Genomic DNA, 15,353 nt, shown 5'->3' with positions numbered 1-15,353 from the left:
AACTTCCTGCTGGCATGATCGACGCTACTAGCCCCACTCCATGGGCGGGACGGGCGTTCACTCGTCCTGATGGCTTATCCCCTGGGGGTCTTCCGCATCCGGTTAGCGGAGGTGTACCTTCCCCTGGCTCGGGGCGGGGAAGTGGGCGTATTCGACATTTCACGCAAATGCCTTGGTGGCGGGCTCCGTTGAGGTAGCTGATCGGCCACCGGTCAATCACCGACCGGCCGCCGGTGGTCGTCCTCCGGATCCGGCAGCCGGTATACGGCTCGAAAGCCCGCTCGGACTCGGGGTCCGCTAAGGGCTGTCCCGTAATCCCCGGCGGGCGCGCGACGACAGCTACGGCACCTCGCCGCGTTGTCGGAGCGCCCGAATACGTCCAGTATGCGAGCGCCCCTCCGCCTTGCGATGCACCGCATCTGACGCCGCGCGCTGATCCACCAGGGATTACGGGACAGCCCTTAGCGGGCGTAGTCCTTGGCGATATCCGCGATGAACTGCCGGGTCTGATCGGCGTTCAGGGCCTGTGCGCGCAAGTGCTCGTACATCACGCTGTAGCGCTGCACATCATTCGCCTTCTCCAGATAGAGATCGCTCGTCACACCCTCGATGTAGACCACACTGGAGTCCGAGGCGTCCGGGAATTCAAGAATCGCGTAATGCCCGGTGATTCCGGGATGCGCGCCCATGTCGAAGGGCAGCACCTGCACCGTCACATGCGGGAGCTGTGACTGCTCGACGAGGTGTTCCAACTGCTCACGCATCAGCTGCCGGTCGCCGACCCGACGGCGCAGCGCCGCCTCGTCCACCACCGCCCACAGCCGCAGCGGGTCCTCGGGCGTGCTGATGCGGTCCTGCCGTCGCAGTCGGACCCCGACACGCTTCTCGACGTCGAGCACCGGGGATTCGGGCAGCGCGCCGTTGATGAGCGCCTCCGCGTACGGCCGGGTCTGGAGCAGCCCGGGGACGACCTGGGGTTCGTACACCCGCAAGGACGCCGCGTCCGTCTCCAGACCGATGTACACGCTGTACGGGATGTCGCCGAAGGCGTGCCACCAGCCCTGCTGACGGGAGTCCTTGGCCATTTGCATCAGCGAGTCCACGATGCGCTGGTCCTCGACCTCGTACACTCCGCACAGGTCACGGACGTCGCGCTGGCTGATGGAACGGCGGCCGTTCTCCAGGCGGCTGATCTTCGACTGGGAGACCAGCAGGCGCTCCGCCACCTCCTCGGCCGTCATGCCCTTCAGCTCGCGGAGCCGGCGCAACTCCTGGCCCAATCGGCGTCGCCTGACGGTGGGATTGACGTTGGACGCCACGGAAACTGCACCTCCGGCTGCGTAGCTGTACGTATCTACCGCTCAGCAGACTGCCACCAAATGCCGTGACTGCGCTGGAAAATGGCCACAGAGACGAATGGACCGGTCTGCGCGGTTCCCCGCGCGCCGGTGCGAGCGCCCCCGCGCCGGAACGGACTCCGACCCACCCCCGGGCCCCGGCTGATCGCCCACAGGCCGTCAGGGGCCCGCCAGGGGCCGTCAGAGAGCCGTCAGGGAGCCGTCAGAAGGCCATCAGGGGGCCGGTACGCGACGCGCGGGGCAGTCAGACTGGTGTGGTCTGACTGCCCCGCGCGTTTTGTGCGGCTCCCGGACCGGCTCTGGGGACGTCGGTGCGGCGGACTGCGGTGTTGGCGGTTCCTGCGGGTGTTGAGGGTGTTGAGGTGCTGCGGATGTGCGCGTCGTTCAGTGCGCCGGGACGCGGGCCATGCCGCCGTGATGCGGTTGCATCGGCACGGCCCCCGGGGTTCGTCCGCCACCCGGGGCGCTGGGGGCGCCCTGGGCGGGATTACGGCGTGGCTGTGCGCCCACACCGTTCTGGACGTCCATCACGGCGTGTGCCACGAGACCGCCCATCGGGTCATGCCTGATCAGGTCCCGGAGGCGGGAGCGCGACGAACGCCCCTCGTTACCGGGGTAGAGGTGCTTGCCGAGTCCGACCGCGTGGGCCAGCGCGGCGAGCGCCGCGGTCCGCGGGTCCGGCGGTACGCCGGTGCGGATCGCACTGTCCAGCCGGGACCTGATCTCCCGGCTGATCGCCGTCTCCGTCGCCTGGTAGCGAGTCGTCGGCAGCACTCCGCACATCTGGCCCTCGACGGCATGCACCATGCCGCACCGCTCCAGATGCGAGAGATACGTCTGGCGCAGCCCCAGGCGGGGCCCGCCGATCCAGTGGACGGCCCGGACCGGGCTGCCGCGTCTGCGCAGCAGCTCCAGTGCGGAGTCCAGAGTCGGATCTCCGGTCGGCCGTGGCATCACCACGGCGATACGATCCCCGTCAGGGGCTATCCGTCCTGCCAGAGCCAGCTCTACTAGCTGTGCTCCGGCCAGGCCGAGGTCGAGCGACTGCGGCTGCGCTGTGGTACCCGTGGCCGGGTCCAGAGCGAGCAGCAGAAGCTCCTCCGGAATTGTTCTGCGGCTCCTGCCCATCCATGCCTCCCCGCGTGGATGAATGACAGGGTGACCCCTCTCACATTGGTCTGTCGAGGGTGCCTGGGTGCTTTGTGCGGGAACCGTTATGTATGTCGTTCTCGTCTAGCACGTTGGCCGAGGTCTCAGAGCAGGACACTGATAGATGCTTCGGACAGTGCGGTACGTCGGATGAGACATGAAGGAGACATGGTGGCGGGCGAGTCCCCCGGCAAGTCGGATCAGCGGAAGTCATCGGGGGAGACGGTCACGGGGGAGCGGGACCCGCGGCTCGCGGTCTTCCGAGAACCGGCGACAACGGCGGCCGATGAGGCGGGGCGGGCGGAGCGGGACTCCGGCTCGGCGGTGTCGACAAAGGTTGCGATCGCGAATCGTACGGAGGAGTCCGAAGAGTCCGAGGAGGCCGGGGACGCGCACGTGTCGGACGGTCGCCGCATAACTCCGGCCCCCGAGCCGCCGAAGGCCGAGTCCGCGAAGGCGGGGGATTCGGAGGAAGCCAAGGGTGCCGAGGAGTCGGTGTCCGCCGACACGGACACCGACGTCGATGCGGCACAGGCCAACAAGGCCGACAAGGCCAACACGGTCGACACGGCCGACGATGTGGAAGAGGCCGGAAAGAAGACGCCCGAGCCGGACTCCAAGAACGACACCTCCAAGAACGACACCTCCGACGAGGACACCGACACCGACGCCGCCGCCAACGCCGACGACGGCCCGGCCGACACCGAAGCCCCCTCCGCGGACTCCACGCCCGTCGACCAGCCCACCGCCGTCTTCAAGACGCTTCCGAGGCCAGCCGTCGATCAGGTCACCACCACGCTCACGGTGCGGGAGAAGGCCGGGGCGAAAGCCGGGGAAAAGACCGGGGATAAGGCCGAGGAGAAGGCCGAGCCGACCGGGAAGCCCGAGGAACGGGCCGGTGAGCGGCCCGAGTCGGCGGCCGAGCGGACCAGTACGTTCGTACCGCTGCGCCGGGACGACCTGCCGCCCGGCCCCGTGTCTCCGCCCCGGTCGTCGTACCCGTCGCCGTCGCAGTCCCCGTCCGCGCCCACCCCGCTCCCCGAGGCGGCCGAGCGGACCCGGCAACAGCCGATGCCGCCCATGCCCCCGCTCGATCTGCTGGCCGAGCTGACGAACAAGCCCGCCCCGCCCGAGACTCCGGTCCGTACGGCCGTCCGACGGGTCAAGATCTACACGCCTCTGGTCGTGCTCGCCCTGATCGTCTTCGCGGTCGTACAGGCCGTACGGCCGCTCCCGGCGCCCACGCTCGCGCTCTCCGCCGACCCCACGTTCACCTTCGAGGGCGGCGAGCTCGACATGCCGTGGCCCGACGAGGGCCAGGGCGCCGTCGAGGTCGAGGGCGTCGGCACGATCGGCACGTACGGGCAGCAGAAGCCCGCGCCGATCGCGAGTGTGGCGAAGGTGATGACCGCGTACGTGATCCTCAAGGACCACCCGATCACGGGCGAGCAGGTGGGCCCGAAGATCGAGGTCGACAAGAAGGCGGGCGAAGAGGCCAACCGTCCCGACGAGTCGACCGCGCCGATAAGGGAAGGGCAGGAGTTCACCCAGAAGCAGATGCTCCAGCTGCTGATGATCCCCTCGGGGAACAACGCGGCCCGGCTGCTGGCCCGTTGGGACGCGAAGTCGGAGTCCGCGTTCGTCGTGAAGATGAACGCCGCCGCCAAGGACCTGGGCATGACGAACACGACGTACACGGACCCGAGCGGTCTGGAGTCCTCCACCGTGTCCACCGCCACCGACCAGTTGAAGCTGGGCAAGGCGGTCATGCAGAACGATGTCTTCCGCGAGATCGTGAATCTGCCCCAGGTCGAGATCCCGGGCATCGACAACCTGATCATCAACAACAACTCGATCCTGCTGGAGCCCGGTGTGAGCGGGATCAAGACCGGCTCGTCGACCCCGGCCGGCGGCAATCTGCTGTGGTCCGCCAACACGATCATCGACGGTCAGAACCGCCGGATCGTCGGCATGGTGATGGGTGCTCAGAACGCCGTGAAGCTCTGGGACAAACTGGAGCTGGCGATCCAGAACAGCCTCAAGCTGATCAAGACCGCCCAGGACGGCGTCACCTCCGCCACGGTGGTCAAGAAGGGCGACGTCGTCGGGTACGTGGACGACGGCCTCGGCGGCCGGACCCCCGTGGTCTCCACCAAGGACCTGAAGGCGGTCGGCTGGGGCGGCCTTCAGGTGAAGCTCCATCTCACCGAGGGCAAGGAGCCGGTGCCGCACACCGCCGCCTCCGGCACGGTCGTCGGAGAGGTCACCGTCGGCTCCGGTGCCGGCAAGGTCTCCGCGCCGGTCGCGCTCCAGGAGGAGCTGCTGGAACCGGGCTTCGGCGCGAAGCTCACCCGGGTCGGCTGACCCGGCCCCACCACGCGTCCGACGGCCCTGCGGGGCCCGGCGGCCGGGGAAGGCGCCGGAAATGGCGTCCTCCCCGGCCGCCGCCACGTGCTAGCGTCCCGAAACGGACATCTGCATGAGGCATCTGCTCGGCCGGCCGCCCGGGCAACCGCCGGACGCGGGGACGGCGTCTTGCCGGATGTCGGGGGTGGCACACCGGGTGGGACAACGGTGAGACGGAAAGACGTGGAGAGCCGCAGTGACCACCACTGAGCCGACGCACGCCGACGGCGTCACCCCGCCCGACGGCGTCACCCCGCCTGTTGGCATCACCTCACCCGGGCGGGACACCGCCCGGCCCGCCCGGCCACGAATACGACTGCCCGCGCCGCGCGGAGACGCGCCACCCGAGGGGCCAGAGGAGCCCGAGGGGCCAGAGGAACCCGAGGGGCCCCGGGGGCGCCTGCGGGGCCGCGTGGCCCGTCATCCCGTCCTCTTCACCGCCGCCGTCGCCGCCGTCGTGCATGTGGTGTGGTTCCTCTTCCTCGCGAACAGCGGCGGCGACATCGCCGCGCAGGACGCCTGGGCCGAGTTCGTCGGTCAGCACCCCGACTCCGCGTACAACCTCGCCTGGTACGGCGGGATGCATCCGGTCTCGTACAGCGTGGTCTCGCCGTATCTGATGTCCGTTCTCGGCGTCCGTACGACGATGATGATCGTCGGGACCCTCTCCGCGGCCCTCACGTCACTGATCCTGGTCCGGGTACCGGCCGTCCGTAACCCCGTGGCGTGCTCGCTGGCCGGGGTCTTCGCGTTCTTCTGCAACGCGCTGTCGGGGCGGGTGACCTTCGGCCTCGGCATGATGTTCGCGCTCGGCGCCGTCGCGGCGGTGTTCTGCTGGCCGTACCGCTGGCGGACGAAGCGCTGGGCCAAGGCGGTCGCCGCCGCCCCGCTCGCCGGTCTCGCGACCGCGGCGAGCCCGGTGGCCGGGCTGTTCCTCGGGGTTGTCGCGGCGGCGCTGTTCCTCAACAAGCGGCGCCCCGGCGCGTACGCGCTCGGTCTCGCGCCGGCCGCCGTGGTGGCGCTGTCCTCCTGGCTGTTCCCGTTCTCCGGGACGCAGCCGATGTCGGTGGCGACGGCCTCGCTGCCCTTCCTCTTCGCCGTGCTCGTGTTCGTGCTGGTCCCCGGTCAGTGGCGGACGGTCCGGGTCGCGGCGGCGGTCTACGGCGTCGGGGTGCTGCTGACCTATGTGATCGATTCGCAGATCGGGTCCAACGTGTCCCGCTTCGCGATGGTCATCGCGGGTGTGGTGCTGCTCGCCGCGCTGCCGTACACGGCGCCGCGCTCCCGCCGCTGGTACGCGCTGGTCATCGCCTTCGCCGGGCTCAACTTCTGGATAGGGTTCAAGGGCGTCGACGACATGGTGCGTACGGCGCCCACCGCGTCCTGGACACGTGCGCTGGCGCCGCTGGTCAACCAGTTGCAGCGGACGGGCGCGGAGAAGGGCCGGGTCGAGGTCGTACCGGCCAGGAGCCACCGCGAGGCCTCCGCGCTCGCTCCGTACGTCAATCTCGCCCGCGGCTGGAACCGCCAGGCGGACATGGAGCGCAACCCGCTCTTCTACGACGACACCCTGACCGCCGAGAGCTACCGCGGCTGGCTGGACCGCTGGGCCGTGCACTATGTGGTGCTGCCCAAGGGCAAGCCCGACTCGGGCGCGGGCCTGGAGGCCGAGCTCGTGCGGAAGGGGCTGCCCTATCTGGAGCAGGTCTGGGGCGACTCCAACTGGCAGCTCTTCGCCGTCAAGGACCCGATGCCGCTGGCCGATCCGCCCGCGACGGTGGACCGGGCGGGCGCGGGCGAGCTGACGATCCATGTGAAGTCGGCCGGGCGGGTGCTGATCCGGATCCCGTACTCCCCGTGGCTCGGACTCGTCGACGAGGAGGGCAAGAGCGTGCTGCCCCCGCAGGAGACGGCGGCGTCCAAGGCCGACGAGGACGGGCCCAACGTCTACACGAACCCCAACGGCTGTCTGCTGAAGGCCGAGACGAACGTGGAGGGCGACGAGTGGACGGAGCTGCTGGCGCCGCGCCCCGGCGTCTACCGGCTGGCCGCGCCGTACCAACTGCCGCGCGGGACCGGCTGCCCGGAGGAGCTGCGCTGAGGCGACGGCGAGGGCGAGGGCGACGGCGAGGGGGCGGGGGCTGACCGTACGTACGGCCGGCCCCCGCCCCCTCGCCGTACGTCAGAGGCGCTTCGCCGCCCGCAGCAGCCCCGCGTAGAAGCCGTTCCCGTCCAGGCGCGAGGTGCCGCCCTGGTCGCCGATCGTCGGGCCGTTGACCTCTTTGCGGCTGGAGACGAAGATCTGGTGGCCGTCGGTGTCGTTGCCCATGTACAGGCCGACATGGTCCATCCGGTTCCCGGTCCGCTTGTCCATCTTGAAGAACACCAGGTCGCCCGGCTGGAGCTTGCTGGTGGACTCCGGCCGCGTGTACCAGGGGGCGGGGCCCTGGAGCTTGTAGATGTCCACGCCGACGTCCGAGCGCGTCATGCCGTTGGCGGTGCGCGGCAGCCCGTCGCCCACCTTGTCGGTCCCCATCAGCGGGTAGCGGGCGCGATAGCCGAACACCGTCCGGATGAAGCCCGAGCAGTCCAGCGCGCGGTACTTCGGCTGCTCCGGCTGCATGGTGGTGCCGTCCCGGAAGGTGTACGGGATGCCGAGGTAGTCGTAGAAGTCGGACTGCTCCAGGCGGTTCGTGGGATTCGACTCGTCGATCGGCCCGAAGAACGCGTCGCCCGCGTACGGAACGCCCTCGTCGTCCTTCTTGATGGGCGCGCCCTCGACGTACTGGAAGGCGAACGCGAAGATGTCGTCCTCCTCGCTGCCGTAGAACTCCTTGAACCAGTCCTTGAACCACTTCTCCTTCTCGGCGCCCTTCGTCCACGCCTCCGGCATCAGCCGCACCCAGTTCTCGGTGACCACCCGGGACTTGGTGTTCGTGGGCTCGTCGAAGGTGCGGCTGGGGCCGGTGAGGGTCGCCGTACGCGCGTTGTCGGTGAAGGTGGCGAGGATCTCGCCGTCGCCGCCGCGCAGCACCGAGCGCTCCGGGTTCTTCAGCCGCTCCCAGGTCTGCTCGCCGGCCGTGCTCCCGTTGCCCGACGTCAGCGCGGGGATGTCGGTGATGGCCTGGACGGCGGGCGCCTTCGCCTGCTCGTCCTTGCGGAGTTCGACGGTGAGATAGGCGCTGCCGGCCAGCAGCGCGAGGACCGTCGCGGCATGCAGGACCGGGCGGCCCCGCTTCTTGGACTTGGCACTCATGACGAATCGGCTCCCGTGGATGGGCGGGTCAGGCTGACGGCAGGGCGCCGAGCAGGATGCCGGCGGTGAGGACTACATAGGCCGTGAGCGTGACCGTGCCGGTGGCGAGGATGGTCGCGCCCTTGGGCTGGCGTACGAGCTGGTAGGCGATCAGACCCGGGACGATGAAGCCGAGGGTCTGGTTCGCGTACATCAGCGGGAATTCGAGCGAGAGCACGATCATCACGGTGCCCTGGAGGAGCACACCGATCATGACGACCGCGGAGAACAGGCGCTTTCCGTAGAGGATCACGAAGCGCTGCACGACCAGCGTGGCCACATACGTCAGTACGGTCACGCCGACGACCATGGCGGCGCGCTGGAGGTCCTCGACGAGGGTCAGCGCCAGCCAGCCCGGCGTGATCATGCCACCCGGGGAGAGGTTGGTCGTGAGATAGCAGATCAGGGAGAACATCAGGCCCAGACCGATGCCGATCGCGGCGATCTCGGGGGTGAGGACTGCGGGGATCAACGGGGTTCTCCTGGGTTCTGCGGCGCCACGGAGTGCGAGGGGTCCGGGGAGTGCGGGAGCTGGGGGTACTCGGGCTGGTGCGGCTGCTGGCGGGGCGAGGAGTGGTGCTGCGCGGCGTCGCCGGAGTCGTACGGGTCCGGCTGCTGGTCCCGTGTCCGCTCCGGCGTCTGCTCGGGCGTGTGCTCCGGCGTCTGCTCGGGGGTCTGGACCGGCATCTGGACGGGTTCGAACAGGCCGCGCTGACGCGGCGGTCCGGCGGCGGGACGCTGTTGGTAGCGCTGCTCGTACGCCTCCGGGTAGGGCTGGAACGGGTCGAGGCGCGGCGCGTAACGGGTCAGTGCCATCGTCTCTTCGTGACGCGGGTGCTGCGGTTGCTGGTTCTGCCGTGGGGCGGCTCCGGGGGCGGCTCCGGGGGCGGCGTCGGCGGAGACGACCGGGATGGCGACGGTGTCCGACACCTGACCCTCGGCCGATGTCTGCGCCTGGGGCTGCGCCTGGGACTGGGCCTGCGCCGGAATGTGCGGTTCCGTCGCCTGTGCCTGTGCCTGTGCCTGTGCCTGTGCCTGTCCCGATGCCGATGCCGATGCCGATGCGGTCCCGCCGGCGGGCGGTCCCGCGGGCCCGTCCTCCGGGTCCGGCGTCTCGTCCGGCGGCAGCTCCGCCAGGTGTTCGAGCAGCAGCTCACCCTGGCCGTGGATATTGCCGATCGCGACCAGTGAGGAGTCGGGTCCGAGCATGCCGAGCAGCTCGCGCATGAACTCCTCGGGATCGCGCTTGTCGCCGCCGAGGTCGACCGCGCGCGAGCGCCAGTCGGCCGGGATCGCGTCGATGGCGCTCTTCGCCGGATGGCCGATGACGAAGACCTTCTCCGGCTGGAGCTCGGGGATGATCTCGCCCATCTGGCCATTGCGCTCGACCCGGTCGGGACGGCAGTTGATGACCACATGGAGCGGACGGTTGATCGCGCCCAGATCGAGCAGCTGGTTGATGTTCATCAGCGTCGACTCGGGGTCGTTCGCCGCGAAGACGTTCGCGAACCGCAGCCGCTTGGCGTCCGGCGTGAGGTAGCGCTCCACGGAGAGGACACCCGGGTCCGGCGGCGCGTCGTACATCCCCTGGAGCGCGGTCTCGCGCTCCACCCCGAGCAGTTCGGCGACCTTCAGCGCGATGGCCACGTTCTCCTTGAACGTGAACCAGCTGAAGCCGCGCAGCTCCTCGTCGGAGACCGTCTCCGGATCCGCGTAGATCAGCTGGCAGTTCCGGGCGTCGGCCTCTTCCTGGAGGATCGCGAACCGGTCCTTCTCCGCGGTGACACAGATGCCGTCCTCCGGCATGGAGCGGGAGAGCGAGCGCGCCACGTCGTCGAGGGTCGGGCCCATCTCGGCGAGATGGTCCTCACGTACGTTGCACAGCACGCCGATCGTGGACCGGATCAGCTTGGACTGGTTGATCTCCTGGAGCGCGGGCATGACGGCCATGCACTCGATCACCAGCGCGTCGGGGTTGTACGCGGCGGCCCGGCGCACGATGCCGATCTGCTCCACCACGTTGGCGATGCCGAACTTGCGGTAGACGGGTTCCTCGGTCGCGTCCGGGTGGATGAACCGGGCCGCCGTACCAGTGGTCTTGGCGACCGTGATCAGGTCGCCGCCGCGCAGCGCGCCCGCGCACAGCCGGGTGATGGACGACTTGCCGCGGATGCCGTTGACCAGTACCCGGGTGGGGATGCGGTTCAGGTTGGTGAAGTGCCGTCGCTGTTCGACGAGTCCGGCGACCAACAGGATCGTGCTACAGACGAGCAGCACGAAATAGAGGAAGAGCACGGTCGGTCAGATCCTTTCGGCGAGGGCCGGCGGCGCGCCTTCGCGCCTGCGCTGCTCCTGGAGCTGCTGGCGCAGCAGTTCCAGGGAGCGTGCGATGGCCCCGACCTCGTCGTGGTGGCGCGGGTAGAGGACGGTGCGGCGGTCGCCGTCGGCCAGGGTCTCGGCCTGTTTGGCCAGCTCGCGCAGCGGACGTACGACCACGATGTGCAGCCAGCCCAGACAGGCGGCGGCTGCCGTGACCCCGAGCAGTCCCGCGAGCACCGTGCGGTTCTGCGCGCTGTACTCGGGGATGTCGAGGGCGGAGGCGGGCTGCCAGCTGACGACGGTCCAGCCGAGCGACTTCGCGGCGCCGCCGCCGACGAACGGGGCCGCCGCGGCGATCTGGATGCCGTCGCCGTCGCGGAAGAGGACTCCGCTGGGGCGTGGGCTGAGGCCGACCTTCTGGCCGGTGGCCTCGACCAGGGAGTCGAGTCTGCTGGAGGGCAGTTTCTGGAACGCGCGGTAGCCGGTGTTCGAGCCCAGGGTGCGGGCCTCGGCGTCGACGACGCGCACCTGGCCGAGGCCGGGGCGCTTGAGCAGCGAGTTCAGGAAGTCGACGCGGAACTCGCCGACCACGACGGCGCCGTCACGGCCCGGCAGTTCCGCGTATCCGGCGATATGCGGTTCCTTGGAGTCGGTGGTGAGCACGGCGATGGGGGCGTTGCCCTCGCGTTTGCCGCCGGGGTGCTGTGGGTCCTCGCCCGCCTTGGCGAGGACCGTGCCGTCGGGGGAGAGCACGTACAGGGAGCGGTAGCGCGGGTGCTCGGTCATGGTGCGATCGAGGACCGTGGCCATGTCGGTGGGGGAGGTCTGGTCGCCGATGAGGGTGGCGACGGACAGCAGGTCGGCGTGGCCCTCGTTGAGGGCGCGGCGTACCCGGTCGGCGAGGGTGTCGCTGCGGTCGCGCTGGTCGTTGACGAGCTGCTGCGGTACGACGATGGTGTCGCCCGCGCGGTTGAGGAGCAGCATCATCGGCGCGGACCAGATGAGCAGCAGGATGCCGCAGCCGGCGAGCAGCGCGCGGGTGCCCACCCGCCGCCCGCGCCGCCGCTTGGCGCCGTCGGGGCCGGTGGCGTCGTCGCCGGTCTCGGCGGGTGTACCGCCGAGCAGTTGCAGCCGCAGCCGCTCCAGCGCGTCCCCGATCCGGCGCGTCTCGCCGAACCGGGGCACGGTCACGGGCCGGGTGAGATCGCCGCGGGTGAGGCGGCGGCTCTCCAGGAAGAGCCGGATCAGCGGCCGCTGGACCGTACCGAGCAGCAGCGCCACGGCGAGCGCCCCGATGACGATCAGCGCGGCGGCCGACAACAGGGTGAACAGCGGGTCGGTCACCCGGCTGGTGTTCTCGGGGACGGTCACCAGGGTGACCACGGACAGTCCGAGGCTGGTCGCGTCGGTGGACTCGCCGGCCTCGGGCGCGGCGAGCGAGGCGTAACCGACGACCGGACGCTCCTGGCTGATACGGGAGCCGGTCATGGTGCCGCTGACGCCGAAGAACCCGCCGGAGCCGGGCTCCTTGGTGGTGATGGGGTTCGCGGCGGACTTCTCGGCGGCGAGCTTCGCGAAGGCGGCGAGCTGCTTCTTGGTCTCCTTGACCTCGTCCTCGACGGTTTTCGAGGGGATGTCCTCGGGACCGCGGAGTCCGTCGCTGCTGAGGATCGTGCCGCCGGAGTCGACCACGGCGATCGCCCGGAACTTGCCGAGGCTGATGCCGGGAACCTTCAGGCTGTTGGAGGTGACCAGCAGCTGCTGCGGCCGGCCCTCCCACGACAGCAGGGCGAAGGTGAGCAGCCGGGTCTCGCCGTTCTTCAGCCGCACCATCCGGGGGGCGAGGCCGTCCTCGTCGGACAGCTTCTCCCGGTCGACCGCCAGGAGCGGCACGTTCTCACCGCGCGCGGCGAGCAGCTTGCCGGACTTGATCTCGACGATGGCCGAGCCGCGCCACTTCTGGTAGACGCTGCCCAGCTTGTCGAGGACCGTGTCGGCGGAGACCGGGTCGCTCGCGTTGAAGAGCGAAGCGGTCCGGTTCAGGTCGGTGATGGACTCGTCGAGCGACGCCCGCAACGCGATGGCGCCGTCCTCGGCGAAGTGCTGCTGCGAGGTGCGTACGGCCGTGGGCAGGGGCTCGTAGTTCGGCTTGCCGAACCCGAGTGCCGTGAGCCCGGCCAGCGCGAGCAGGAGGGCCGAGAGGACCGCGATCGGCGGGCGTATGCCGCCCAGGAGCGACATGTCGGCCCGCCTGCGGACCTTGTGCCGCCGTTTCGCCGACGAAACGGCCATAGGGTGGTACCTCTCTCAGGATGATGCGGGCAGCCGGGGCCCCGGCTGCCCGCGCGCACGCGATGTGTGGGGTGGGGTGAGAGGTCCGGACGGGACCGGTTCACCGCGAAAGGAGGACTGGTCGCAGGGTCGAATGGTTGTCCAAAACCGGCTTGGTGTGCCTGTGATTTGAATTACAGACGTAACACGCCGGATACGTGGAACCTCCGCCCGGATCTTCGCCTCGTACCCCGCCCTACTCCGGCAGCTCGTGGAGGGGCGTCAGCCCGTCCTTGATCGCGCCGCGGTTGAGCATCGTGCCCTGGGTGCGTTCGAAAGCCAGCCGGTAACGGGCGAGCTGCTCCTCGCTGTACTTCGTACCGTCGGGCGAGGCGCCCTCCTTCACCGCCACCGCCGGGTCCAGCAGCCGGTAGTCCCTGACCGCGCCCGCCGGGAGCTTGTCGGGCTCCTCGGGGTCCTCCGGCTCCGGCGGCACATCGACGAACGTCGGCAGGTACTGCGCCTTCACGTCCCACTCGCCGCCGCGCTTGGTGAAGGTGAACCAGCCGATGGCCCCCTCCTCGGACTGGCCGTTCGGCACCTCGTGCCGGGCCATCTGATTGCCGAGGCCGAAGGCGATCCAGGTGCCGTCGATCTTCTCCATCGGCTGCACGACATGGGCGTGATGCCCGATCACCAGATTGATGCCGGTGTCCTTCGCGATACGGCGCGCCAGCTCCAGCTGGGAGGTGCTCGGCGCCGACTGGTACTCGCGTCCCCAGTGGATGCTGAGGATGACCACGTCCGCACCCGCCTTGCGGGCCCGCTGCTCGGCTTCCTTGATCGCCTTGAAGGACGTCTTGTTGGCCAGCCAGGGCTTGTCCGCGGGAACTTCGTTTCGGACGAAGCCGAACGCGAAGGAGATCTGCGCCACCTTCACGCCCTTCACGTCCATGATGAGCGGTTTCTCCCACTCCGCCTGGCTCCTGGCCGAGCCCGTGTGCTTGAGCCCGGCCGCGTCGAGCGCGTCCAGGGTGCGGCGCACCCCGGCCTCGCCGTGGTCGATCGAGTGGTTCGACGCCGTTGAGCAGGTGTCGTAGCCGAGGTCCTTGAGCGTGGTGGTGATCTCCGGCGGGACCTGGAAGTTCGGGAACCCCTCGTAGGGCCCGCCCTTCTTGGCGACCACCGGCTCCATGTGGCAGATCGCCAGATCCGCCTTGCTGATCACCGGCTTCACTCCGGCCATCAGCGGCCCGAAGTCCAGGCTCCCGGTCTTGCCCCCCTTGGCCTTCGAGTCCTTCGCCGCCTGTTCCGTCAGCGGCGGATGGATCAGTACGTCACCGGCGGCGGCGACGGTGAACGAGGGGCCGCCCCCCTTCGCGTCCGCGCCCCCGTCGTCGGAGCCGAGTACGGAACAGCCCGCGACGGCCATGACGAGACAGGTGGCGAGAGAGGCTGTCGCGGTGGCGCGAAGGGCCGTACGGGTGGCAGTGCGTCGCCCGCGGGGCAGAGGGGTGGGTTGCTTCACATAGGTATTTTGAACGTCATATGACACGATCTCCGACCGTGAAGATAACAATCATGGCAAGCCTGCTGGTCGGGGTCTTGATCGCGGCAGCTGTGGTGATCGTCACCCCGGTCCTGGACCGGAACTCCGACGAACCCTCCGCGCCCCCCACCGGCAATGACCTCGATCTGGAACACCGGATCTCGGGATTCGCCGCGGACACCGTGGCCGACGCCGGTTTCCTGCCGCCCGGCCGCGTCGAGCGCGAGACCGTGGCCGCCGGGGTCGGACTCTATCTCGACGGCGAACGCGCCGAGGCCGAACGCAAGCTCGCCGAGGTCGACTTCGGCGTGCGCGTACTCCGGGACACCGCCAAGGGCCGGCGGTACGCGGAGATCGCCGACCGGGCCCGCGAGGACGTGCGCGGCTGGGGACGGGTGTACATCGACCTCGACGCGCCCGTCCGCTTCTCGGTGCAGGTGCCGCACCCCGTCGCCGACTCGTACAGCGAATCCCTCGGCGCCGGGGTGCTGCGGGGCGCCCCCGGCGGGGTGCTGGTCGTGGCCGGTGCCCACCGCGCCGCGGGCAAGGGGAACGCCGCGGATGTCGCCCACCGTACCGACACGATCTTCCACGCGGTCTGCGCGGAACTCGTCGCCCGCGGGCTCCCCGGCATCCAGGTGCACGGCTTCGCGGACTCGACGTCGCCGCCGCACGACGCGGTGGTGTCCACGGGCGCGGGCGACGACGGCCGCGCCCAGGCCCTCACCCTGGCGCGGGCGCTGGCGGACGACGGCTTCCGGGTGTGCCGCGCGTGGTCGTCCAAGTGCCCGCTGGCGGGACGTACGAACAAGCAGGGCAGGCTCGCCGCGGACGACAACGTCCCGTTCATCCACGTGGAGTTCAACCGTACGATCCGGGAGGACGAGGGGCGCAGCCGTCGGGTGGTGGCGGCGATGACGACGACGGTGGCGGAGTGGAAGGCGCCGGCGGAGGCGACGACGGGGACGTGAGGACGGCCCGGCGGCCCGGGGCCGATGGTGTGTGA

General features: G+C 69.8%; 10 protein-coding genes. 3 read left to right on the top strand and 7 right to left on the bottom strand.

Going from position 1 to position 15,353, the window contains the following annotated elements:
* Nucleotides 1-461 precede the first annotated feature (461 nt).
* Both ABTZ59_RS03345 and ABTZ59_RS03340 read right to left on the bottom strand, forming a co-directional pair.
* Complete coding sequence (locus ABTZ59_RS03345; protein WP_351389524.1) at nt 462-1,319, bottom strand: helix-turn-helix domain-containing protein; 858 nt, start codon at nt 1,317-1,319, stop codon at nt 462-464.
* A gap of 423 nt (nt 1,320-1,742) precedes the next feature.
* Nucleotides 1,743-2,486, bottom strand: coding sequence for a GOLPH3/VPS74 family protein (locus tag ABTZ59_RS03340; protein ID WP_249952059.1), 744 nt, complete (start codon nt 2,484-2,486; stop codon nt 1,743-1,745).
* Between the two features lie 171 nt (nt 2,487-2,657).
* On the opposite strand from ABTZ59_RS03340, the gene ABTZ59_RS03335 reads away from it, so the two are divergent.
* Nucleotides 2,658-4,871, top strand: a complete 2,214-nt coding sequence (locus ABTZ59_RS03335; protein WP_351389520.1) for a D-alanyl-D-alanine carboxypeptidase family protein — start codon at nt 2,658-2,660, stop codon at nt 4,869-4,871.
* A gap of 238 nt (nt 4,872-5,109) precedes the next feature.
* On the top strand, nt 5,110-7,014 hold the full coding sequence (locus tag ABTZ59_RS03330; RefSeq protein WP_503001899.1) for a DUF8823 domain-containing protein: 1,905 nt from the start codon (nt 5,110-5,112) through the stop codon (nt 7,012-7,014).
* Between the two features lie 81 nt (nt 7,015-7,095).
* Here ABTZ59_RS03330 and ABTZ59_RS03325 read toward each other — a convergent pair whose 3' ends face one another.
* The 5 genes from ABTZ59_RS03325 to ABTZ59_RS03305 all read right to left on the bottom strand — a co-directional run bounded on the left by ABTZ59_RS03325 (nt 7,096) and on the right by ABTZ59_RS03305 (nt 14,230).
* Nucleotides 7,096-8,169 (bottom strand): C40 family peptidase, encoded by a 1,074-nt coding sequence (locus ABTZ59_RS03325; protein WP_351389518.1) that lies wholly within the window; start codon nt 8,167-8,169, stop codon nt 7,096-7,098.
* A gap of 28 nt (nt 8,170-8,197) precedes the next feature.
* The gene (locus tag ABTZ59_RS03320; protein WP_249952056.1) at nt 8,198-8,680 is read right to left on the bottom strand and encodes a poly-gamma-glutamate biosynthesis protein PgsC/CapC; all 483 of its coding nucleotides are present in this window, start codon (nt 8,678-8,680) and stop codon (nt 8,198-8,200) included.
* Entirely contained in the window at nt 8,677-10,503 is a 1,827-nt protein-coding gene (gene pgsB, locus ABTZ59_RS03315; protein WP_351389514.1) for a poly-gamma-glutamate synthase PgsB, read from the bottom strand. The genes ABTZ59_RS03320 and pgsB overlap by 4 nt, the downstream gene beginning before the upstream one ends.
* Nucleotides 10,504-10,509: 6 nt before the next feature.
* The gene (locus ABTZ59_RS03310; RefSeq protein ID WP_351389512.1) at nt 10,510-12,819 is read right to left on the bottom strand and encodes a HAMP domain-containing protein; all 2,310 of its coding nucleotides are present in this window, start codon (nt 12,817-12,819) and stop codon (nt 10,510-10,512) included.
* 235 nt (nt 12,820-13,054) lie between these two features.
* Nucleotides 13,055-14,230 carry a CapA family protein gene (locus ABTZ59_RS03305; protein ID WP_503001995.1) on the bottom strand — a complete coding sequence of 392 codons (1,176 nt, stop codon included), beginning with the start codon at nt 14,228-14,230 and terminating at the stop codon, nt 13,055-13,057.
* 149 nt (nt 14,231-14,379) lie between these two features.
* Between ABTZ59_RS03305 and ABTZ59_RS03300 the strand changes: the two genes are divergently transcribed.
* On the top strand, nt 14,380-15,318 hold the full coding sequence (locus ABTZ59_RS03300; RefSeq protein ID WP_351389506.1) for a tudor domain-containing protein: 939 nt from the start codon (nt 14,380-14,382) through the stop codon (nt 15,316-15,318).
* The last annotated feature ends 35 nt before the right edge of the window (nt 15,319-15,353 follow it).

The sequence above is a fragment of the Streptomyces sp. NPDC094034 genome, from assembly GCF_040303865.1.
Taxonomy (GTDB): Bacteria; Actinomycetota; Actinomycetes; order Streptomycetales; family Streptomycetaceae; genus Streptomyces.
This window is presented reverse-complemented; position numbering and strand designations above follow the sequence as displayed.